Source organism: Chitinophaga tropicalis, from assembly GCF_009758205.1.
GTDB lineage: Bacteria > Bacteroidota > Bacteroidia > Chitinophagales > Chitinophagaceae > Chitinophaga > Chitinophaga tropicalis.
Genome location: NZ_WRXN01000006.1, coordinates 392,328 through 414,482 on the forward strand (window position 1 = coordinate 392,328; position 22,155 = coordinate 414,482).

The 22,155-nt window shown below is 47.4% G+C and carries 17 protein-coding genes; 6 read left to right on the forward strand and 11 right to left on the reverse strand.

All coding sequences use genetic code 11. The features are described from left to right. Positions 1 to 74: 74 nt before the first annotated feature. From GO493_RS16255 to GO493_RS16295, 9 genes are all read right to left on the reverse strand, one after another. Positions 75 to 3,215, reverse strand: a complete 3,141-nt coding sequence (locus GO493_RS16255; protein ID WP_157307261.1) for an efflux RND transporter permease subunit — start codon at positions 3,213 to 3,215, stop codon at positions 75 to 77. Positions 3,216 to 3,231: 16 nt separating this feature from the next. Further along, positions 3,232 to 3,537: a DUF190 domain-containing protein gene (locus GO493_RS16260; protein WP_157307262.1), complete on the reverse strand. Its 306-nt coding sequence runs from the start codon at positions 3,535 to 3,537 to the stop codon at positions 3,232 to 3,234. 17 nt (positions 3,538 to 3,554) lie between these two features. Then, complete coding sequence (locus tag GO493_RS16265; protein ID WP_157307263.1) at positions 3,555 to 4,565, reverse strand: efflux RND transporter periplasmic adaptor subunit; 1,011 nt, start codon at positions 4,563 to 4,565, stop codon at positions 3,555 to 3,557. Positions 4,566 to 4,569: 4 nt separating this feature from the next. Further along, entirely contained in the window at positions 4,570 to 5,817 is a 1,248-nt protein-coding gene (locus tag GO493_RS16270) for a TolC family protein (protein ID WP_157307264.1), read from the reverse strand. Between the two features lie 369 nt (positions 5,818 to 6,186). Continuing rightward, a complete protein-coding gene (gene xseB / locus GO493_RS16275; RefSeq protein ID WP_157307265.1) occupies positions 6,187 to 6,393 on the reverse strand; it encodes an exodeoxyribonuclease VII small subunit in 207 nt (68 codons plus the stop codon). Next, complete coding sequence (gene xseA / locus GO493_RS16280) at positions 6,371 to 7,870, reverse strand: exodeoxyribonuclease VII large subunit (RefSeq protein ID WP_317165432.1); 1,500 nt, start codon at positions 7,868 to 7,870, stop codon at positions 6,371 to 6,373. Before xseA ends, xseB begins: the two co-directional genes overlap by 23 nt. A 139-nt stretch (positions 7,871 to 8,009) precedes the next feature. After that, positions 8,010 to 9,353, reverse strand: coding sequence for an NAD(P)/FAD-dependent oxidoreductase (locus tag GO493_RS16285; protein ID WP_157307266.1), 1,344 nt, complete (start codon positions 9,351 to 9,353; stop codon positions 8,010 to 8,012). 44 nt (positions 9,354 to 9,397) lie between these two features. Further along, a complete protein-coding gene (locus tag GO493_RS16290; RefSeq protein ID WP_157307267.1) occupies positions 9,398 to 11,152 on the reverse strand; it encodes an ABC transporter ATP-binding protein in 1,755 nt (584 codons plus the stop codon). A gap of 57 nt (positions 11,153 to 11,209) precedes the next feature. Further along, complete coding sequence (locus GO493_RS16295; protein ID WP_232538869.1) at positions 11,210 to 11,437, reverse strand: hypothetical protein; 228 nt, start codon at positions 11,435 to 11,437, stop codon at positions 11,210 to 11,212. 312 nt (positions 11,438 to 11,749) lie between these two features. Between GO493_RS16295 and GO493_RS16300 the strand changes: the two genes are divergently transcribed. Both GO493_RS16300 and GO493_RS16305 read left to right on the forward strand, forming a co-directional pair. Next, positions 11,750 to 13,327 (forward strand): GH39 family glycosyl hydrolase, encoded by a 1,578-nt coding sequence (locus GO493_RS16300; RefSeq protein WP_157307268.1) that lies wholly within the window; start codon positions 11,750 to 11,752, stop codon positions 13,325 to 13,327. Between the two features lie 102 nt (positions 13,328 to 13,429). Next, positions 13,430 to 15,862 carry a glycoside hydrolase family 95 protein gene (locus tag GO493_RS16305; RefSeq protein ID WP_157307269.1) on the forward strand — a complete coding sequence of 811 codons (2,433 nt, stop codon included), beginning with the start codon at positions 13,430 to 13,432 and terminating at the stop codon, positions 15,860 to 15,862. An 86-nt stretch (positions 15,863 to 15,948) separates the two neighbouring features. On the opposite strand, the gene GO493_RS16310 is transcribed toward GO493_RS16305, so the two are convergent. After that, on the reverse strand, positions 15,949 to 16,974 hold the full coding sequence (locus GO493_RS16310) for a LacI family DNA-binding transcriptional regulator (protein ID WP_157307270.1): 1,026 nt from the start codon (positions 16,972 to 16,974) through the stop codon (positions 15,949 to 15,951). 355 nt (positions 16,975 to 17,329) lie between these two features. Between GO493_RS16310 and GO493_RS16315 the strand changes: the two genes are divergently transcribed. The 4 genes from GO493_RS16315 (at position 17,330) to GO493_RS16335 (ending at position 21,337) form a co-directional block, all read left to right on the forward strand. Beyond that, positions 17,330 to 18,373: a LacI family DNA-binding transcriptional regulator gene (locus GO493_RS16315; RefSeq protein ID WP_157307271.1), complete on the forward strand. Its 1,044-nt coding sequence runs from the start codon at positions 17,330 to 17,332 to the stop codon at positions 18,371 to 18,373. A 187-nt stretch (positions 18,374 to 18,560) separates the two neighbouring features. Further along, positions 18,561 to 19,184 carry an RNA polymerase sigma factor gene (locus GO493_RS16325; protein ID WP_157307273.1) on the forward strand — a complete coding sequence of 208 codons (624 nt, stop codon included), beginning with the start codon at positions 18,561 to 18,563 and terminating at the stop codon, positions 19,182 to 19,184. An 8-nt stretch (positions 19,185 to 19,192) separates the two neighbouring features. Beyond that, on the forward strand, positions 19,193 to 20,113 hold the full coding sequence (locus GO493_RS16330; protein WP_157307274.1) for a glycoside hydrolase family 43 protein: 921 nt from the start codon (positions 19,193 to 19,195) through the stop codon (positions 20,111 to 20,113). A gap of 243 nt (positions 20,114 to 20,356) precedes the next feature. Further along, the gene (locus GO493_RS16335; protein ID WP_157307275.1) at positions 20,357 to 21,337 is read left to right on the forward strand and encodes an aldo/keto reductase; all 981 of its coding nucleotides are present in this window, start codon (positions 20,357 to 20,359) and stop codon (positions 21,335 to 21,337) included. A 137-nt stretch (positions 21,338 to 21,474) separates the two neighbouring features. Here the strand turns inward: GO493_RS16335 and GO493_RS16340 are convergent, their stop codons facing one another. Continuing rightward, entirely contained in the window at positions 21,475 to 22,155 is a 681-nt protein-coding gene (locus GO493_RS16340; RefSeq protein WP_157307276.1) for a hypothetical protein, read from the reverse strand.

Here is a 22,155-nt window from a genome sequence, read left to right on the forward strand (position 1 = left end):
AAAATCCCTTTAAAAAGCGCCGCAAGCTCTTCCAGGAAAAAATCCCTGGCACCGAAGGTGCCAGGGATTTTTTCTTAATCAATCTCCTCATCTTCCTTAACAACCTTCGGAGACCTGTTCCTTTCTACCCACCAATACAACGGCGGTATCAACAACGGCGCAAATACCAACGTACTCGTCAACCCGCCAATAATCACCGTAGCCAACGGCCTCTGCACATCAGAACCTATACCAGAAGACGTAGCCGCCGGTATCAGACCCGCAATAGCCACTATCAGAATAGAAAGCAATGCACTTAACTGCTCTTTCGATCCCATAAACACACTATCCTGTAAATTCTCCTTCACACGCAGCCTGTTAATGGCAGACACAAGCAACACCCCCGCCATTACCGATATCCCAAAAATACTTACAAACCCTACCCCGGCAGATACATTGAAGTGATACCCCCGTATCAGCAGCGCCACTATACCACCAGCCAATGCAAAGAAGATACAGCTTACAGTCACAAATGTCTGCGGCATATTCCGGAACAGGATGAAAAGTACCAGGAACACCATGATAATAGTGAGCGGGATAGTCAGCATCAGCTGTTTACCGGCCCTTTCCAGGTTCTCATACTGACCCCCGTACACAATACTGTATCCTTTGGGAATATGCAGCTGCTTATCTATCTTATTACTGATCTCACTCACAAAACCTCCCTGGTCGCGCCCGCGGATGTTAGTACGCACTGTCACCATGCGTTTACTGTTATAACGATAAATGTTCGTTTGCCCCTGTACGTAAGAGATGTCAGCCAGCTGGTTCATTGGTATGAGCGCGCCGGTAGCGGAAGGGACCTGCAGGGTACGGACAGCCTCAATGGTACTGCGTTCTCCGGGAAGGTAACGGATCACAAGATCGTAACGTTTGGTGCCATCATATAAGGTAGAAATGGTCTTTCCTCCGATAGCCGCTTCGATCATACTTTGTATATCCGCTACATTGATACCGAAACGCGCAGCGTTTTCCCTGTTGATATTGATAGCGATCTGTTCCTGCGGGCCTTCCTGTTCAATGTTCACTGATTCAGAGCCTTGCATATGTTTTACTATGTCGGCAATACTGTCTGCTTTAGCGCGCATCATGGTCAGGTCATCCCCTACAATGGAAATGGCCAGATCAGCTGCGCTACCCGTTACGATCTCCATTACCTGGTCTATGATAGGCTGACCGGAGGAGAACTTCACGGAAGGCATGGCTCTTTCAAGGTCATGCCGGATACTGGTAACCAGCTCTTTTTTAGAGATGGTATCACTCCATAATTTATATTCTTTCAACCCTACCAGTATCTCATTCCTGTTGGCAGGGAATGGGTCCGTACCGTCATCATTACGGCCGGCCTGTGTGATCACAAAAGATATCTGCGGATATTTGGCGATCACTTCACGGATCTTTGGAGAGTATTTGGCGTTCTCCTGTATGGTAATGCCCGAAGGGAAGTTACCACGCAGGAATATAGAACCTTCATCCAGTTCAGGCAGGAACTCAGACCCCAGGTTGGCGCCCAGTACAACGAGGAAGAGCACTACAGCAAAACCACCAATAACAGTTGTTTTAGGCCATTTCAGCGTGCGTCCAAGCACTTTGGCATATTGCCTTGAAAGAAAATCCAGCACCACGTTCTTGTGCTCTTTAAGCGGTTTATCCGTGTTGTTGAATGCTTTCTTAAAGGCAAAGGAGATGAGCACAGGGATCAGTGTCAGCGCCGCCAGCATAGACCCTATTACCGCAAATGCCAGTGTCAGCGCCATGGGGGAGAAGAGCTTGCCTTCCACACGTGTCATCAGCAGGATAGGCATATAAGCCAGGATGATGATGGTAACGGAGAAGAATATCTCCCTGCCTACTTCCTGTGAAGAACGGAGGGTAAGTGAAATAATACCCCGTTTCTTTTCTTCCGGCGATGCCGTGCGGTACGTTCGTATCAGGTGTTCTGCCATAACGCAGGCGCCATCTACGATAATACCGAAGTCAATGGCTCCGAGAGATAACAGGTTGGCCGGTATGCCGGTAAGCCGCATCAGTATGAATGCGAACAATAAGGAGAACGGAATGGTGAGCGCTACTACCAGTGCACTACGCAGGCTTCCCAGGAAGAAGATGAGTATGATCACTACTATAGATACACCTTCCAGCAGGGTATGCCCTACCGTTTCGAGGGAGTGGTCTATGAGGAAACTGCGGTCATACAAAGTACGCAGGTGTACACCTTTAGGCAGCTCATTCTGTTCCAGGTCTTTGATCTTATCTTTCAGCAGCTTTAACACCTCACTGGGGTTCTCATAACGGCGTAGCAGTATAATGCCTTCCACTCCGTTGCTGGAATTGGTTTTGGTAGCATTGATGGTATATCCCATTACCCCGCTGGGCGGAGGGGGCGCTATTTCAACAGTAGCTACATCTTTCAGGTATACCGGCATGCCGTTGGCGGCTTTCAGCACAATATTCTGGATGTCCTGCTCCGTTTTTACGGCCCCCAGCCCGCGTACGGCGAAACCCTGCTCACCACGGTTAATGATATTACCGCCGGTGTTCTGGTTGTTCTTCTGTACAGCATCTATCACGTCCTGCATGGTGAGGTCGTATTTACGGAGTTTATCCGGTGCCGTGAGGATATGGAATTGCTTGAGTGGTCCGCCAAAAGTCGTGATATCAGCAATGCCCGGTACCTGTAGCAGGTTAGGTTTAATGACCCAGTCCTGCAGGTCCCTGATATCAGTAGGCGTGTAGTTGGGCGGCGCCTCTACAACATAGCGGAGTATTTCCCCTACCGCGGTGGTAAGCGGCGCCAGCTCAGGAGATACGCCATCCGGCAGCTCGGCCGTTGCCAGCCTTTCGTTCACCTGCTGACGGGCAAAGTAATCGTCCGTACCGTCTGTAAAGGTGAGCTGTACTACGCTGAGGCCAAAGATAGTGCGGCTCCTGCGGTCCAGTACATTGGGAGTGTTCTGCAGCGCTCTTTCTATAGGAATGGTTACCTGTTGCTCTACCTCCTCTGCCGCGCGTCCCGGGTACTGGGCCACAATGATCACATTGGTATCTGCAATATCCGGGTAGGCTTCTATTTTCAGCTGGGTGAAACACCAGTAACCGATGCCCATAAGGCCCAGTCCCATCAGGATCACTACCCACCTGTTTTTAAGAGAGAATATTAAAAGGTTGCGAATCATTGCTGGTTTATTTCAATCAAATCTGGAATCGTTCAACTTTACTGACTACGATGAAACCACTGCTCACACGTTTACGGAGGGCGGTCAGCGCATTTATTACCTTATCATCTTCATCAATGAAGGTGATGAGCATGGGTGGTTCATCAAAGCTGAAAAGGCTGTCAGGCCGTTTTACCTGGTGATGTTCACCAAAACCTATTACGCCACGGAAAGCGGTAGCGCCAGCTATTTTCTGCCTGAGCAGGAACTGGACGATGAACTCATACAGTGGCTGAGCGCCGAATACTTCATCTTTATCTATAAAGATCTGTGCCTGTAGCATGTTAAATAGTTTGTTGATTAATACCCGAAGCTGAGCCCTTTCAGCTGCATTACACCCTTGGTAACTACCTGGTCGCCATTCTGTAATCCGCTGTATACGGCTATACGGTCGCCTATCTGCTGACCTGTACGAACCTCTTTCCTGGTGAATGTATTCGGGCCGGTTTTTACGAATACGTAACTCTGTCCTTCAGACGTGATCAATGCAGACTTGTTGATGTTAATACTCTGGCTATCTCCTTTCACCTGGAAAGATACCATGGCAAACATACCTGCACGTATATCAGTATCCGGTGTTGCCAGGCGGATGCGCAGCTTCACCATACGTGTCACATTATCTATCACATCGGCAATATCCTCTACTTTCCCGTTGTATGCGTTGTCAGGAAAGGACGAGAGCACAATGGTGCAGGGAGTGCCTTTGCTGACGTTACTGAGCTGGTTTTCCGGGATGTCACAGATAATATAAGCATTACCTGCCGCCGCGTGAGGCAATGCCTCAGGGTCAAAACCGGCGGCTTTCAGGGCTGATTCATGCTCTATCAGCTGTGTCTTCTCATTGGCCAGGTTGGTCTGCTCTATAGAGAGATTTGATTTGGCCTCAAGGATATCTTTACCACTGGCAGCGCCATGATCAAACAGGTCCTGTGTACGGTCCAGTTCTATCTTCCGTTGTTTGATATTGATCTCCTGGATATGATTGATGTTGATCTTATGCTGGAATAACTCAGAGTAGTGACTGGTCAGTTCGGGATTGTCAAACAGTACTATGTTCTGTCCTCCTTCCTGTGAACGTAGCACCGTGGCTGCTACTTTGCCGGGAGCATGCAGGGTGCCGCTCATGGCAGAATCTCCCACAGGCTCTACAATAAAGAAGTTGGAGGAAGTGGTATCAGGAAAGCTGATCTGCTGCCCGTTGTTGGTAATAGTTGGTCCCGGATCGTCCGTAACCACAGGCTTTTGTGCTTTGTGACCACATCCTGCCAGCAGGAGGGACGCGGCCATGAAATATCCTGTAATGCGTTGCATAATGTTATAATTGGTTTATAAGGCCCGTAGCAAATAATAATTGTATGTAGCTCTGGTAATATGCCTGCAGCGAATCGTAATACAGCAGGCGCGTATCATACCAGTTCCTTTGCGCATCGAGGAAGTCAATGATGGTGGTGCCCCCGCGCAGGTATGCATACTTTACGTTGTCCAGTATCTGTTGTGATTGTTTGAGTATGGCTTCGTACTGCTGCATGTTCTTCTTCTGCAGCTGGTAGGTATTGTAGGCGGTAACCACTTCTGTCTGCGCCTGCCGCTGTGTGGAAGAAAGCTCCTGCTGCGCCTGTTGCTGAAGGATATGCGCCTTTTTGATCTCTCCCTGGTTACGGTTAAAGAAAGGCAGGTCTATAGTACCGTAGAAACCAATGTAAGGCACAGAGTTCTGCGGGTTATAGATCACCCCCAGCTCTGGTTGTGGTACAGCAAGGGATTTCTGGTATTTGATATTGCTGTTACGCTCGTCGATAGTGCTTTTAGCCAGTATCACGTCCTGCCTGTTCTCCAGCGTCTGGGCTATAAGGCTGTCCAGCGTGGCAGAGGGCACGATAGTCTGTACGGCAGAAAGGGTATCGATATCTATGTAGTCTGTAGCTCCGGTCAGCAGCCGCAGGTTCTGAAGTTCATTCTGGTAGTCCTGCTGGAAAACGTTCAGCTGCAGGTTGTACTGCTGCAGTAATACCTTGGTACGTTCCAGGTCTGTTTGTGTGATCACCTGGTTTTTATAACGCAGTTCATTGATCTGTACCAGGGTGTCCAGGTTCGCTTTACTGTCATTCAGCAGGGTCAGACGCTTTTTCAGCACCCAGCAGGAAATCCAGCTGTTACCTACGGAGAGGGAAAGATTACGCACTTCCTCATTGTAGGCATTGCTGGCCAGCGCAACATCCTTGTCGGCCGTTTCTATCTTATATTTCCTCTGATTAGGCCATTGTATAGGTTTTGTTACCTGGTACCATACCTGCCTGTTATTGTTGGAATACCACCTCGTACCGGGCGCAAAATGACTTGAGCTGACAAGTTGTAAGGTCTGGTTGTTCAGGGTGGGATTAGGCCGGAGCTTAGCAGTGGTAACGTCTGCCTGTGCAGCATTGATATTCATATACCTGGCTTTCAGCACCGGGCTGCTGGTCCTGGCCATATCTATTGAAGATGCCAGGGTAACGGAAGTTTGGGCTGAGGCAACAGAATGTATACAGGAGAGTGCCACAGCCAGAAAAAGCATTCGCTTCATGGGTTGATATTTATCCACGATTTGCATTAATTACACACAAATGTCAAGAATGGTTGTGTGCCATAAAATATAGGCGGTTGATTTTAATCTGCTTTTAATGAAATTATTAAAGCCGGGGTATGTGGATATCTGAGGGGGATGGTCGGGAAGTTCTCTATAGGTAAGGATTTAGGAGGTATGATATGTAAAGGTTATATGTTGCCCACCTTAAAAAGGTGATATTGAAACATAGGCCATTTGGCTGCGCGCAACTTAAATTTCAGCCGGCCGCAGGCCAAAACCTCCGCTCACAAAAATCGCTTTTGCCGAAGGCAAAAGCGATTTTTGTGAGCAATTCTACGCTCTGTATCAAAAAAATAAACACATAACTTAAAGGGATTTGTCCTCCATTTGCTGGATAATATTTTCTACTTCAGTAGCAGTAGCCCTCAAACGGGTCTGGCAGAAAGCTATTAATTCAGAAGCACGTTTTACTTTGGCAGCCAGTACATCCACAGAAACGGATTCCGTTTCTATTTCCCTGGCTATCTGCTGCAGCTCTTTAAAGGCTGCTTCATATGTTAGGTTCGTTTCCATCGTTGATTGTTTTACTATTAATAGTAGCATGTACGTCAGCATCTGTCATCCGGACAGTTATTTTATCTCCTGCCTGGAGCTGGCTGCTGCCTGTCATGATCGCCCCGTTATGATACACCATTGCAAATCCTTTCTGTAGCAACGACTGGGGGCTCATGATCTTTATTACCGTTTCATGGTGTTGTAATTGCTGCTGCTGCTGTTGCATCAGTTTACGTGCATATAGCTGTATGTCCTTTTTAATATGTGACAGCTCCTGGATACGCGCTGCGGTGACCTGTCCGGGTTTGACCAGTACCTGTCCCGATAGCTGCGCCATGGCAGACCTTTGCTTCAGCAGCAAATGCCTTGCGCCCTGTGGTATCATTTGCCGGCAACGGGCCAGCCCTTCAACAGAAACAGAGAGTATATCCCTGGAATGATTGACAATGCCGGCATGAAGGGCCGCTAACTGTTGCTGCCTGCCTGACAGCATCTGCTGCATACGTATGATAATGTGCTTTTGAACGGAAAGCAAAGACTCTTCAAAAGTACGGTTATGCGCAATGATCAGTTCCGCCGCACGGGTAGGAGTCTTAGTGGCGGTGTGAGCCAGCATGTCGGTGATGGTCTCATTTTTCAGATGACCAATACCCGTTATTACAGGTACCGGAAACCCTGCCACTGCTTTGCCAAGTATATACTGATCAAACAACAGCAGGTCCGTCTGGGCGCCACCTCCACGTATGATCACTACTGTATCGTAACTCTTTCCCGAAGCAGCAATAGCGTCAAACTGTGCGCATACCTGCGCAGCATTAGCTTCTCCCTGTACAGCAGCAAAGTAATTGTCTGCATGAAAAGTATACCTGTAAGCATTAGCCTCCAGTGTATGCATGAAGTCCTGGTAGCCTGCAGAAGATGCAGAAGATATCACGGCTATCCGCTGAATTACCGGACTTAATGAAAGCTGCTTGTTGAAAGTGATATAACCTTCAGGTGTCTTGCGCACAATATCTCCGCACTCTGTCAGCAAACGTTGCAGAGTAGCCTGTTTCTGCTGCTCCAGCATGCCTATGGTAAAGCTGGGATCAATATCAAGCAGGGATAATTTCAATCCATATACCGGATGATATTCTACCGCTACTTTTACCAGCACCTGCATGTCATTGCTGAAACGCTGACCGGTTACACTCTCAAATTCCCTGATGCGCATACTGCCATTACCCCATGCCGTTGCAGAGATTTTAGCTGTTAACTGGTGACTGCGGGTATCTTTTTCTACCAGGTCAAAATAATGATAACCCTTTGCCGGGTAAAACGAATGACTGGTAATATCTGCTACCACCCATGCACTGTATCCCGTAAAGGCATTTCTGATAGTGCCCTGTATTGTTGCGGCTAATTGTGATAATGTTATGTAATGTTGAGTATCCAAACCGGCATAAAGGTACAGCAAAAACGGCTGCCTGGACAGGCGGCCGTTATTAAATTCCACGTTATGAAAACTTGACTATAGAAATTTTATGACGGTTAACATTGGTGTGTGACCGCAATATTATGCTATTGTATTGCTGCGGAAAGTTAATGCCAGGTTAAATGTCTAAATATTAACATTTTGATAAGTAGGTTGTTAACTAGCTGCCCACTTCATTTTCAGCGAACACCGCTTTCGCCCTTTCATCTCCCTTACGGATGTAAGGACGTATGATCAGCCTGTTGCCTTTATCAAATGTGAACAGGTTCCATGTCCAGTTTGCCAGCACCAGCAGCTTATTACGGAAGCTCACCAGGAACTGCACATGCACAAATAACCAGATGAACCATGCCAGTCTCCCGCCAAAGAATATATTTCCGGGAAGATCAGCTACTGCTTTACCTCTGCCAATTGTGGCGAGCGATCCTTTATCGAAGTATTTAAAAGGTTTTACTGTACGTCCGTTATGTATAGCATCCAGGTTCTTACCAATATATTTTCCCATCTGTATAGCCGGCTGCGCTACACCGGGATGCCCTTTCGGATAATCTTCCGTTTTCATAAGAGCAACATCACCTATAGCAAAAATGCCATTACTGCCTATCACTTTACAATGGGTATCTGTTAACAGCCGCCCGCGTTCAGCCCATTCCGGTGGAATACCTGGCGTCAGCTCGCCTGTAACGCCGGCAGACCATATCACGATATAGGTTTTGATCTGTTCCCCGTCTTTAAGAGTGACCGTTTCCCCGTCATAATCCTGCACCATAGCTCCCAGCTTAATGATCACACCCATCTTTTCAAGATCTTTTTTCGCTCGTGCGCTGGCTTTGGCAGACATAGGCGGTAGCAACCTGTCCAGGCCTTCCAGCAGGTAGATGTTCATCTTGCTGAAGTCCAGCCGTGGATAGTCCTTAGGCAGCACCTTCTTGCGCAGTTCAGACAGGGCGCCGGCCATTTCCACCCCGGTAGGGCCTCCGCCTACAAGTACTATGTTGAGCAGGTGATCTTCTATATCTGGATTGGCATTCAGGCTGGCCCATTCAAACAATTGCATGAGCTGGCTGCGGAAATTCAGTGCATTGGGAATGGTTTTTAACGGAAGTGCATATTTCTGCATGTTCTCATTGCCAAAGTAATTTGTTTTAGCACCGCTGGATATGATAAGGTAATCATATTCCAGCGGGCCTGCAGTGGTGTTCACTACTTTCATACCCGGTTCTACAGAAAGAACGCGGAGCATCCGGAAGTGAAAGTCCTTCCTGTTATGGAACAGGCTGCGTAACGGCCCGGCAATGGCATCGGCCTGTAAAGCGGCAGAAGCCACCTGGTAGAGCAGGGGCTGGAAGGTGTGATAATTGTGTTTATCGAATAACACTACCTGGAATTTCTCGTCCGGCAATGACTGTGCGGTGTTCAGTCCGCCGAAACCGGCGCCGACTATCACTACCCGGGGTTTGGTAGTGGCTGGAATATTAAGGGCTAGCTGCCTGATAGGCTCCATAAGTGAGTGATTTTGTGAGTTATGGAACGGGCACAAAAAGCATGCTATAGTGTTATATTCCTTCTTTCCCCTATCTGCTGGCGCCACATAGCGTAGTAAAGGCCCTTCTGTTCCAGCAACTCCAGGTGAGTGCCGGTTTCTGCAACTCTACCCTTCTCCAGTACATAAATGGTGTCTGCGTGCATAATAGTAGACAACCGGTGGGCAATGAGTATGTTCAGCTGTTCCCGGCGGGCGGAAATACCGCGTACTGTGTCGGAAATAGCTTCTTCTGTAAGTGAGTCCAGTGCAGAGGTGGCTTCGTCAAAAATGAGCAGCCGGGGATTACGGATCAGTGAACGGGCGATAGAGATACGCTGTTTTTCCCCGCCAGACAGTTTCATGCCGCCCTCTCCCAGCAGGGTATTGATACCATGGGAAGAACGGGCCAGCAACTGGGCGCAGGAGGCTTTATGTAAGGCAGTAATGATCTCTTCATCAGTAGCGTCTGGTTTTACAAAGAGCAGGTTGTCCTTGATTGTGCCGGCAAACAGCTGTGTGTCCTGCGATACAAAGCCTATCTGCCGGCGTAGCTGATTAAACCGGATATCGTCTGACGGAATATCATTGAAGCTGATCTGCCCGGATACCGGTGGGTATAAGCCCAGTAACAGCTTCACAAGCGTAGACTTACCTGAGCCGGATGGCCCCACAAAGGCGATCGTGTCTCCGATAGCGGCGCTGAAACTGATGCCATCCAGGGCAGGTTGTGTGGCTGTCTGATGTTTGAATACGATATTTTCGAAACGGATGGTTTCAAGAGGCCCCAGCTCTATGGGATTCTCCGGTTTTTCTTCCACAGGCTTATGCATAAGCTGATCAAAGATCTGCAGAGAGCTTTCCGCTTCACGATAATAAAGGATGATGTTGCCAAGGTCCTGTAGCGGACTGAAAATAGTGGCTGAAATGAACTGCATGGCAATCAGCTCACCCGGACTTAACACCTTCCGGAAAATCAGCCAGAGAAGAATGAAGAGGATAGATTGCCTGAGCAGGTTGAGAGTAGTGCCCTGCAGAAAGGACAATGTTCTTACCTGTTTTACCTTCTTCATTTCAAGATCATATATGTTGCGGGTAAAAGTGCGTAACCTGCGGATCTCCGGGAAAGTAAGCCCCAGGCTTTTTACCAGCTCTATATTACGCAGGGACTCAGTAATAGAGCCGGAAAGCTTCAGCGTTTCCCTGTTAATAGCACGTTGCACCTTTTTCATTTTCCGGCTTAGCATACCGGTCAATCCGCCCAGCACTATCACGCCTGTCACGAATACCGGTACCAGGGCCCAGTGTTTATTGATAGCGTACCACACCAGGAACCCTATTCCTACAAGAGAAGAAAACAGGATGTTGATAAAAGCGTTGATGAACCTTTCTGTATCTGTACGCACTTTCTGTAGCAGTGTAACGGTTTCACCGCTGCGCTGTTCTTCAAATTCCTGGAAGGAGAGGCGGAGTGTCTGCTTAAGCCCGTCGTTGAAGATCTGCATCCCAAAGCGTTGTACTATCAGTCGCATGACAAAATCCTGAAACGATCGTGACAATCTGGCTACCATAGCCACAGCAATAGCTACAAAAAGCCAGAAAAGTACCCCGCTTACCAGCTCGCCTTCAGGGCGATTGCCGGGATGGAGGGCATAGTCGTCTATGATCCTGCCAAAGATCATAGGGTCAATCATGGTAGCGATCTGGGCAAGGCCGGCCAGTAAAAGGGATAGTAGGATCATCCAGCGATGGGGACGCATATAATTCCAGAAGATCTTCATGCCGGTTGGGGTGCAAAAACTACACCATCGGGGAGAAAACGGTCATAATTGCAGAACCTAAGATGGCCTGTCCTTTGTATTCCTGATAAGCCCTATACCGGCAAAAAAGAATATTGCCCCCAGGATGGAATAGATGAGAATGGCTTTTACACTGCGGGTGCCGCCACTGGTGTTCAGGAAGTTTATGGCGCCTAATATAAGTCCGGCAATGCCCAGGAAAGTAAGCAGGATCCCTATTATCCTTTTTTCCATAGCAGGTTTTACAGTAGGAAGTACAAATTGCATGCCTTGAAAGGCTATAAACGTTACCCCGCAGCCATAAGAACATAAATATTAAAAAATACTTACTTCTTTCTTGTATATCTGAAAAACATGGAGTATTTTGTTCATATGTATATTGTAGTCAGGATTTTATGCAAACGTTTGCATTTCTGATAAAATAATGTACATTGTAAATCAATTGTTGTCTGTTCCGACGTAGAAAATTATCAATCAAGCACCTATCCCCGATCTGTTGAAGTGAGCAGTGGCACGATATGAAAAACGGCTGCTAAATAAGGGGAAGGAAATATATATATATCTAATAACCCTATACACATGGAAAGAAGAAATTTTCTAAAGCAGGCAATAATCACCGCTGCAGGCGGCGTGTTATTGCCACAAGCCACTTTAGGTCGTTCTATCTGGGAAGAACAACCTCCGTTATTAATTGACGCCAAAGGTCAGGGCCGTGCTTTTACTCATTTCTGGAATAAGTGTGTAGGGGCAGGCCGTGGAACAGATGGTTTCCGGCAGGCCTGGTTTGAACAGCTTCAGTTTACTAAAAAATATTGCGGATTCCAGTATTACCGCCTGCATAGCATATTCCGTGATGATATGGCCTCCGGCACAGGATATAACTGGCAGTATATGGATGAGCTGCTGGACCGTATGGTGAAATCAGGTGTTAAGCCCTTCCTTTCACTCGGCTTTGGAAAACCCCCTGTAGATGCTGCAAAATGGGGCGATCTGGTAGGTAATTTCACCAAACATGCAGTAGAACGTTTCGGCGCGGGTGAAGTAAATACCTGGTATTTTGAGATCCTGAACGAGCCCAACCTGCAGGGTAATGGAAAAACACAATACTTTGCTCTTTATAAGAACGCAGTAAAAGCTATCAAGGCCGTTTCTCCACAGATACGCACCGGCGGCCCCGCTACCGGAAGCTTTGTGGCGGATGGCCGCTTTGACGGGGAAACAGAAGATAAAGGAAAACAATTGCCTGAAAGCACAGGTGATAACGATAGCCTGAAATGGAAAGGTATATGGATTGAGGATTTCCTGGAATATTGTAAACAGGAACAGCTGCCGGTTGATTTTGTATCAGCACATCCTTATCCTACAGACTTTACAGCTAATAAAAGCAAAGGACGTACCCGCAGCGCCGAAGCCACTCTGAAAGATCTGCAATGGCTGAAGCAGGTAGTAGCACAGAGCGCTTTTCCAAAAGCAGAGATACATCTGACAGAATGGAGCTCCAGCCCTGCTACTAAAGATGAGATGCGCGATAACACACCTGCGGCCGCCTTTATCGTAAAAGCAAATGTAGACAGTGTCGGACTGGTAGATTCCATGGCCTACCGCGCATTTACAGACAGTGTGGAAGAAACCGGCGCCAGCAGCGCCTTTTACGGAGGCCCCGGTCTGCTCAACTACCAGGGCATTCCCAAACCCGCTTTTCATGCTTACCGCATGCTGAGTATGCTGGGAGATGAACTGGTATATAATAAAGACGGTATCATTGTAACCCGTCACAAGGCTACTCAGAAAGTGACCGCCATCATATACAATTATCCTGCTGCGTTAACCACTGCTCCTCCCGCCGGTGGAGCGGATGTAGTAGGAAATGTATTGAAGATGGGAGAAGCAAAGGAAATAACTTTCAAGATCACCAATGCCACAAAAGATGCCCGTTTCAATGTGGAAATATTGGATAAGGACGACGGGAACGCCCTGGCCGCCTGGAAACAGTCCGGCAATCCGGAAGTTCCCTCAGCAGAACAGGCAAAGAATTTGCAGCAGATGGCCCTGGCGGTAAGAGAAGAACAGGTGCTGTCCAGCAATACAGGGGTACTCCTCATCAGCAAAATACTACAGCCCTGGGATGTAGTGCTGATAGATGAGATACCGCATTAGTATCAGGTAAAATAAACCATGCAATATTTTTGAGACGGCGCTGACAGTGAAATTCATAACGGCGCTGTCTTCTTATTTTTTACAGGATCAACAATTCCGGTTATGAAGAAATACTTGCTGCTTGTACTGAGCATTGTAACAACCCATTTATTTGCACAACAACAACCGCTTAAATTATGGTACCGCCAACCGGCGGGAGATGTCTGGACCGCCGCATTGCCCGTTGGGAACGGCCGGCTGGCCGGCATGGTATACGGTAACCCGGCAGAAGAAGAGATTCAGCTGAATGAATCTACTGTATGGACCGGAAGCCCCAACCGTAACGAGAACCCGGAGGCCCGGGCTGCCATCCCCGAAATACGCCGCCTCATCTTTGAAGGTAAGTATAAAGAAGCCTATGAACTGGGAGCACAGAAAGTACAGACAAAAAACTCCAACGGACAGATGTTCCAGCCCGTAGGCAGTCTGCGCCTTGCCTTCCCGGGGCATGAACAGTACCAGGACTACTACCGGGAACTGGACATAGACAAAGCCATTGCTACCACCACATACACTGTAAATGGCGTAAAATACACCCGTGAAGTGTTTGCTTCCATACCGGCACAGGTCATAATCGTAAAACTCAGCAGCAGTAAACCCGGTGCTTTGCAATTCTCCGCCTTTCTAACTACCCCGCAGCCCAAAGCCACTGTTAAAGCTGGCGCACAGGAGCTGACCATCAACGGCATAACCGGCAGTCATGAAACTGTAGAGGGCAAAGTAAAATTTCATGGCATTGCAAAGATCACCACCACCGGTGGCAGCATCTCCGCACAGGATACCCTCATCAACGTAAAAGACGCCAGCAGCGCTGTGATCTATATATCTGTCGCCACCAACTATGTAAACTATAAAGACATCAGCGCCGATCCTGTAAAACGGTCCGTCAACTGGTTGAATGCTGCACAGAAACAACCCCTGGCAGCATTGGAGAAAGCTCATATTGCCGGCTACCAGCATTATTTCAACAGGGTGAAGATAGACCTGGGCACATCAGATGCCGCAAAAGAACCAACAGATGTAAGACTGAAGAACTTTGCCTCAGCATATGACCCGCAGTTTGTATCGCTTTACTTCCAGTATGGCCGTTACCTGCTGATAGCTTCCTCCCAGCCCGGCGGACAACCAGCTAACCTCCAGGGTATCTGGAATGCGGAAATGAGACCACCATGGGACAGCAAATACACTATCAATATCAACACCGAAATGAACTACTGGCCGGCAGAAAAAGATAACCTGCCGGAAATGCACGAGCCCCTGATACAGATGGTGAAAGAACTGTCAGTAACAGGACAGGAAACCGCCCGTACAATGTATGGCGCCCGCGGCTGGGTAGCCCACCATAATACAGATCTGTGGCGTATTACCGGTCCGGTAGACAGGCTTTACTCCGGCATCTGGAGCATGGGCGGGGCCTGGCTCAGCCAGCACCTGTGGGAAAGATACCTCTACAACGGAGATAAGACTTACCTGGCAGATGTTTATCCCGCAATCAAAGGCGCCGCCCTGTTCTTTGTAGATGACCTGGTAGAAGATCCCGCCCGCAAATATTTAGTGATCAATCCTGGCACATCGCCTGAGAATGCACCTAAAACAAGACCAGGCATTTCCTTCGACGCAGGTACCACAATGGATAACCAGATCGTATTCGACGCACTCACCGCAGCCATTTACGCCGGTAAAATATTACAAAAAGATGCCGCACTGGTAGATTCCTTCCAGGCAATCCGGAAAAGACTGCCACCCATGCAGATAGGTAAATACGGACAATTACAGGAATGGATTGAAGACTTAGACGACCCTGAAGATAAACACCGTCATATTTCTCATCTGTACGGATTGTTCCCTTCCGCACAGATATCGCCCAACCGTACCCCGGAACTGGCCAGCGCGGCCAAAACCACCTTGCTGCAACGCGGCGACGTATCTACCGGATGGAGCATGGGATGGAAGGTGAACTGGTGGGCAAGGATGCAGGATGGAGAGCATGCGCTGACACTGATACGTAATCAGCTGACCCCCGCCGGCAAGAAAGGAGGAGGTACCTATACCAACCTGTTTGATTCCCATGCTCCCTTCCAGATCGATGGCAACTTTGGCTGTACTTCCGGCATTACTGAAATGCTCATGCAGAGCCATGACGGCTATATTTACCTGTTGCCTGCCCTGCCGGCAGAATGGAAGAATGGTAGTATCCGTGGCTTAAGGGCCAGGGGCGGGTTTTTAATAGAAGAACTGGTATGGCAGGATGGAAAAGTAACTAAAGCGGTCATACGCTCAACACTGGGAGGAAATCTGCGGATATGCAGTAACAGTACTTTAAAAGGTGACGGATTGAAAGAGGCTAAAGGAAAGAATGAAAATCCGTTCTATATGATAACGAATGTGGCAACACCTGTTATTAATGCAAAAGAAGTAAAACTGCTACCCCTGCCAACATCTGTACAGTATGATATAGCCACACAAAAAGGAAAGGTATATACATTTCTAAATTAAAATTTTGGCCGGCTGCAAGCCATGGACCTCCTTGCAAAAATGGCTTTTACCTTCGGTGAAAGCCATTTTTGCAAGCAATCAAGCAATTAAAAACATCCCGAAGAAGCTCTTACTTCAAGCTCCGTCGGCAACACTATTCTCTGAAAATCCTTCACCTCCCGTTTGCTTTCTATCAACTGTATAAGCAGCTCCGCCGCTATTTTTCCCATTTCAAAAGCTGGTTGCTTAACAGTCGTAAGCGAAGGGTTAAGCAGTTCCGGAGAATTGAAATTGCTAAACCCCGCCAACGCCATCTGGCCAGGAATGCTGATACCCCGTTGCCGCAACAGGGTAAAACAGTTCATAGTAAGACGGTCCGACGCTGTAAAAATAGCATCCGGTGGTTCTGTCATCTGTAACAATTCATCCAACGCTGCCGCCGTTTCTTCCATCAGCATACCACCATGCAGGCAATATTTCACATAATCTTCCCGGAAAGGCAGCCCTCTTTCTTCCAGCGCCTGCCGGTATCCTGCTATTCGTTCCTTAGTAATGGAGATATGAGGAGAGCTGGTAATGTGTGCAATCCGCCGGTAGCCATTATCTGCCAGGTGACGGGTAACGCTGGCAGCCCCGCCGGCATTGTCAGCTACTACCTGGTGCGTCCTGACAGCGTCAGTGACCCGGTCAAAGAATACCAGGGGCAAGCCCTGCTCGTGCAACTGCTGAAAATGACTGTAGTCTTCCGTTTCGGTAGACAGGGAGATGAGCAGGCCATCCACAGAACGCCAGGTCAGGTTCTCCAGGTTCCGCACCTCCCGCTCGCAGGACTCGAAGTTCTGGGTAACTATCACCAGGTAATCTTTATTATAGGCAACAGATTCTATACCCGAGATCACCTCTGCAAAAAAACTGTTGGGAATAGAGCAGAGCGCCACCCCTATACAACGGCTCTTTTTGTTCTTCAATCCCTGCGCATTGAGGTTAGGCTTATAGTTATGCTTTTCCGCGTAGTCCCTCACCAGCCGCTGGGTGCTCTCACTGATCTTATAACTCCCCTTCAACGCCCGTGAAACCGTGGAAACCGAAAGCTGTAAAGCCTTCGCTATATCTTTTATGGTGATCTGTTCCATTCAGTGCAAACGTTTGCCCAAATAAAGTCCCTTTAGAAAGTAGCAGGCTGATAGATTAATATTAACTTAACATCAGCTTAGCTTAATTGATTAAGCATAATCAGCATAAAGCCGTTACGAAAACAAAAATAAGGTACGAAAATAAACTAGTTTGAATTTTTAGCCGGCCGCAGGCCAGAAATCTCCCCTCAAAAGATCGCTTTCACCGAAGGCGAAAGCGATCTTTTGAGCAATTTTTCCCGCCATGTATCATAAAAAAGTTTAAACTGGTATACTATCAATTGTTATGTGTTTCCACGAATGAAGAAAATACCTCCTTTCTTTTTATTATTCAGCATAATCGATTAAGTGAAGAATGAAGAAAAAGATCTCCATACACGATATAGCAAAGGAAATGAAGGTTTCCTCCGCCACAGTGTCTTACGTATTGAACGGTAAAGCAGCTGAAAAACGTATCAGTAAGGAGATGGAGAGGAAGATCCTGGACTATGCCAGGAAATTATCCTACCGCCCTAACAGGATAGCTAAAAGCCTGCGCACAGGCAAAAGCCGGATTATAGGTATGCTGGTCGAGGGTATCTCTGATCCTTTTTTTGCCAGTATTGCACGCATCGTGGAAAAACTGGCCGGTGAACAGGATTACAGGATCTTTTACGCCAGTACTGAAAATGATGCTACAATTGCCCGTAACCTGATCAGGGCATTCCGGGATGCACAGGTAGACGGGTATATCATTGCCCCTCCCCCCGGCATTGAAGAAGATATTAAGGAACTGATGGAAGATGGTTTCCCGGTTATCCTGTTTGACCGCTATTTCCCGGGCCTCTCCACCTGTAATGTAGTGGTAGATAATTATGACGGCGCCTGGCAGGCCATACAGCATTTCCTGGAACATGGCTGCAGGGAAATAGGATTTGTAACGCTCAGCTCTGCACAGACACAAATGAGAGACCGCCTGAACGGCTATACATCTGCCATGCAGGAGCGGGATCTTACCCCCTGCGTGCTGAAAGTCCCTTTTGAAGAGAGAACCACTCCCGGTAAGATAACTGACAACATCCGCCGTTTTCTTATAGACAATCCCAGGCTGGAAGCAGTGCTGTTTGCCACCAATTACCTGGCTACCGCCGGACTGGAAGCCATTAACAGCCTGCAGTTAAAGATACCTGACAACCTGGCCGTGATCGGGTTTGACGACAATACACATTTCTCCTTATTCACTCCTGCCATTACAGCGCTGGCTCAGCCGGTAACCGAAATATCGGAACAGGTCATCCGCCAGCTCATGGCCTGTATGGCAACAGCTCCTGAGCCTCCGCCCCGGAGCACAGTGGTACTGCCCACTACACTTATTATAAGGGAATCCAGTATACAACATGTAAAGAACAACGTACTATAAAATTCCAACGTTATGAGAATGGCTGAAAAGAAGTGTTCATCTGACACAAAAAACTTGCATCTGTTTAATATTAGTGCTATTTTAGTCTGTGATATGCAAACGTTTGCGTTCAGTATTCAGGTTATGAACAATGAAAGCGGGGATGCCGGCCTTTCTTCTCTTAACGTTATGAACAAAGCCTATTCTTATGCAGAAGTATGAATCTGACTGTCATCAGCCGGACTGTTTATGGAAGCGTTTCCGGGAGGGAGATACACAGGCCTTTGAACAGCTGATGAAAAGGTATTATACGGACCTCTTTAACTACGGAGCCCGTTTTACCGGAGATGCAAACCTGGTGAAAGACTGTATACAGGATATTTTCCTGCTGCTTTGGAACAAACGCCATACCATCGGGGATGTGCAGTATGTAAAAACCTATCTGCTCACTGCTTTACGCCGTAAACTGAAGAAAGAAAAGGAAAAGCTGAGAATACAATATGTGGAAGATCCCTTCATATTTGAATCAGGCTTTGACGCACCACTCACGGCAGAACAACAGATGATGATGGAAGAACAGCTGAAGGAAAAAATCCTGTCTGTACGCCGGGTATTGTCACAGTTAACAGCCCGCCAGCAGGAAATTATCTATCTGCGTTTTTATATGGAAAGAGAGATGACTGATATTGCAGATATCATGATGCTGAACCGGCAATCTGTCTATAACCTGTTGCATGATGCGCTGAAACGTTGTAAAGCTATTTGTGGCCAGATGGAACTCGTACCTGGACTGTCGATGGCCGCATTCGTTTTTATACCGTTAATTTTCTAAATTGTTGCATGAAAAAAACGCTGCTGAGTATTTTATTTCTTCTTCTTGCCTTCTCAGGTATTGCACAGAATGTTTATGTTTTCGCATATTTTAAAGAAAATGGTGAAGATGGCCTGCATCTGGCCTATAGCCGGGACGGATATAAATGGACGGCTTTAAAGAATGATTCCTCCTTCCTCACCCCAACTGTCAGTAAGGATAAGCTGATGAGAGACCCCTGCATTATCCGTGGAAAAGACGGCACATTCCACATGGTCTGGACCGTAAGCTGGAATGATAAAGGCATAGGATATGCTTCTTCAAAAGATCTTATCCACTGGTCAGAACAGCAATATCTGCCTGTAATGGACCACGAGGCCGGGGCAAGGAACTGCTGGGCGCCGGAGATCACGTATGACAGTAAGTCCGGAACTTATATGATCTACTGGTCAACCACTATTACCGGTAAATACACCGAAACCGCTTCCGCCAAAGAAGCTGGTTATAACCACCGGTTGTATTATGTCACCACTAAAGATTTTAAAATCTATACACCCACTGCACTACTTTATGAGCCGGGCTTTAACGTCATAGATGCTACTATCGTGAAACAGGGAAAACAGTTTATGATGGTGATGAAGGATGAAACGATAGAACCGGTACAAAAGAACCTGCGCCTGGCATTCAGCAAAAAGCTGACCGGCCCTTACAGTGCCGCAGGAAAACCAATTACAGGGAAGTACTGGGCAGAAGGGCCTACCACACTGCAGCTGGGAAAGTTATGGCTGATCTATTTTGATAAATATACTGACCATAAATACGGCGCTATAAGTTCTGCCAACCTGAAAGAATGGAAGGATGTTTCCGATCAGATCTCCCTGCCAAAAGGCATCCGGCATGGAACTATAGTGAAGATAACAGAACAGGAGCTGGATACTTTACTGAAATAAACTAACCGGCGGCAGGCCAGATCTCTTCTTAAAAAGATCTTAACCGGCCGCAGGCCGGTTATCTACCCCCCCCGCTCAAAAAAAATGCTTTTGCCGAAGGCAAAAGCATTTTTTTTGAGCAACTCCCCACTATTTTTTATTATTGTTTGAATTTTACAATAATCACTTTGTTTTTGCTATATGCCATCCCCATACTTCTTCTGACCTTTGTCACATAAACGGAAATACTTAAAAACTTTCATCATGAAATACAGACAGTTAGGAAACACAGATGTCCGGCTTTCAGCAATAGGGCTGGGCTGTATGGGCATGAACCATGCTTATGGTCAGCCGGATGATAAAGAATCTATTGCCACACTGGAAAAAGCAATTGAACTGGGTATCAATTTCTGGGACACGGCAGATGTATATGCTGACGGAGAGAACGAAAAACTGGTATCCCAGGTGCTGGTACCTAACAGGGATAAGATATTCATTGCAACGAAATTCGGCTTTCGTTTGTTTGATGATGGCTCCCGGGGCTTCGATGCCTCTCCTGCTTATATTAAAACAGCAGTAGAGAAGAGCCTGCAACGCCTGAAAACAGATCATATAGACCTTTATTACGCTCACCGTATAGATCCTAAAGTTCCTGTAGAAGATACCGTAGGAGCTATGGCTGAACTGGTAAAAGAAGGAAAAGTGCTTCACCTGGGCTTATCAGAAGCATCTCCTGCTTCCATCCGCAAGGCACATGCCGTGCATCCCATTGCAGCATTGCAGAGCGAATATTCCCTGCTTACCAGGAGTGTTGAACAGGAGATACTGCCGCTGATGAAAGAGCTGAAGATCTCTTTTATACCTTTTAGCCCCCTGGCCCGTGGCCTTGTCACCAATACACTGGATGTATCTTCCCTGGCAGAGAATGACTTCCGCCGTTCATTACCACGTTATCAGCAGGAGTACGCTGAGAATAACCGTTTACTGGCAGAAGGATTTGCTGCTATCGCCGCAGGAAAGAACTGCACTCCGGCCCAGCTGGCATTGGCGTGGGTGCTGGCGCAGGGAGATAATATCATTCCTATCCCTGGTACCAAGAAGAGAAAATACCTTGCAGAAAATGCCGCCGCTGTAGATGTAGATCTTACCCCGGCAGATCTGGCCGGGCTCGAAGCCTTGCTGGCTAAATATCCAAACACCGGCGCACGGTATAGTGAAGAGATGGAAAAACTTGCAAACAATTAATTTGAAAGTACACCGGTTTAAATTTTTAGCCGGCGGCAGGCCAGATTCTTCTTGCTCAAAAACCGGGTTTCGCCGAAGGCAAAACCCGGTTTTGAGCAGTTTCTCAGGTTGTACATCAAACCTGGCCCGCTTCTATCCTAGATTACGATAAACGAGTATAATCCTGAGTCAGAAGTATTCCCTTCCGCATCATGTGTAATCACTTTCCAGTAAAAGGTGGTAGCTGGTGTAATAGTAACCCCGTTTATGAACATCGTTGTAACATTTGCCTGTAATAACGGTGGTGTGGTAGTTGTACCGAAATAAACATCATAGCCCGTAATATCATTATCTACATCACTTCCCGTCCATGCCAGTTTCACTTTACCTGTGCTGAAAGGCAGTGATTGATTAAACACCGGTAATGTAATAGCTGCCGGGAAAGGGGAGTAAGATATAGTGCCGGGGCCGGACATATAGAATTTCCAGGTATCACTTTGCGCTGTATCTGTAGAATGATCACCGATAGACCTTACATACCAGGAATAAGGCGTATTACGCGATAAAGTAACCGCTGCCTGGTTTGTCGTCACGATCTGGCTGGTAAGCACACGCGTAATAAGGTTTCTGTAACTTAATTCATACTTGTCCGTGTTCTCTGACGCATTCCAGGTGAATGTGATGGAAGCTGTTGAATCAGTTACAACAGTGCCGCTGGTACATGCCGCATTTTCAGCAGGGAATGTTAGCGTAGCTTTTGTTGGAGCTGGTACCGGCTCCTCGTCCTTCTTACATGCCAGCGCCAGTATCATCAGGAATATAGTTAAGCTTTTTTTCAT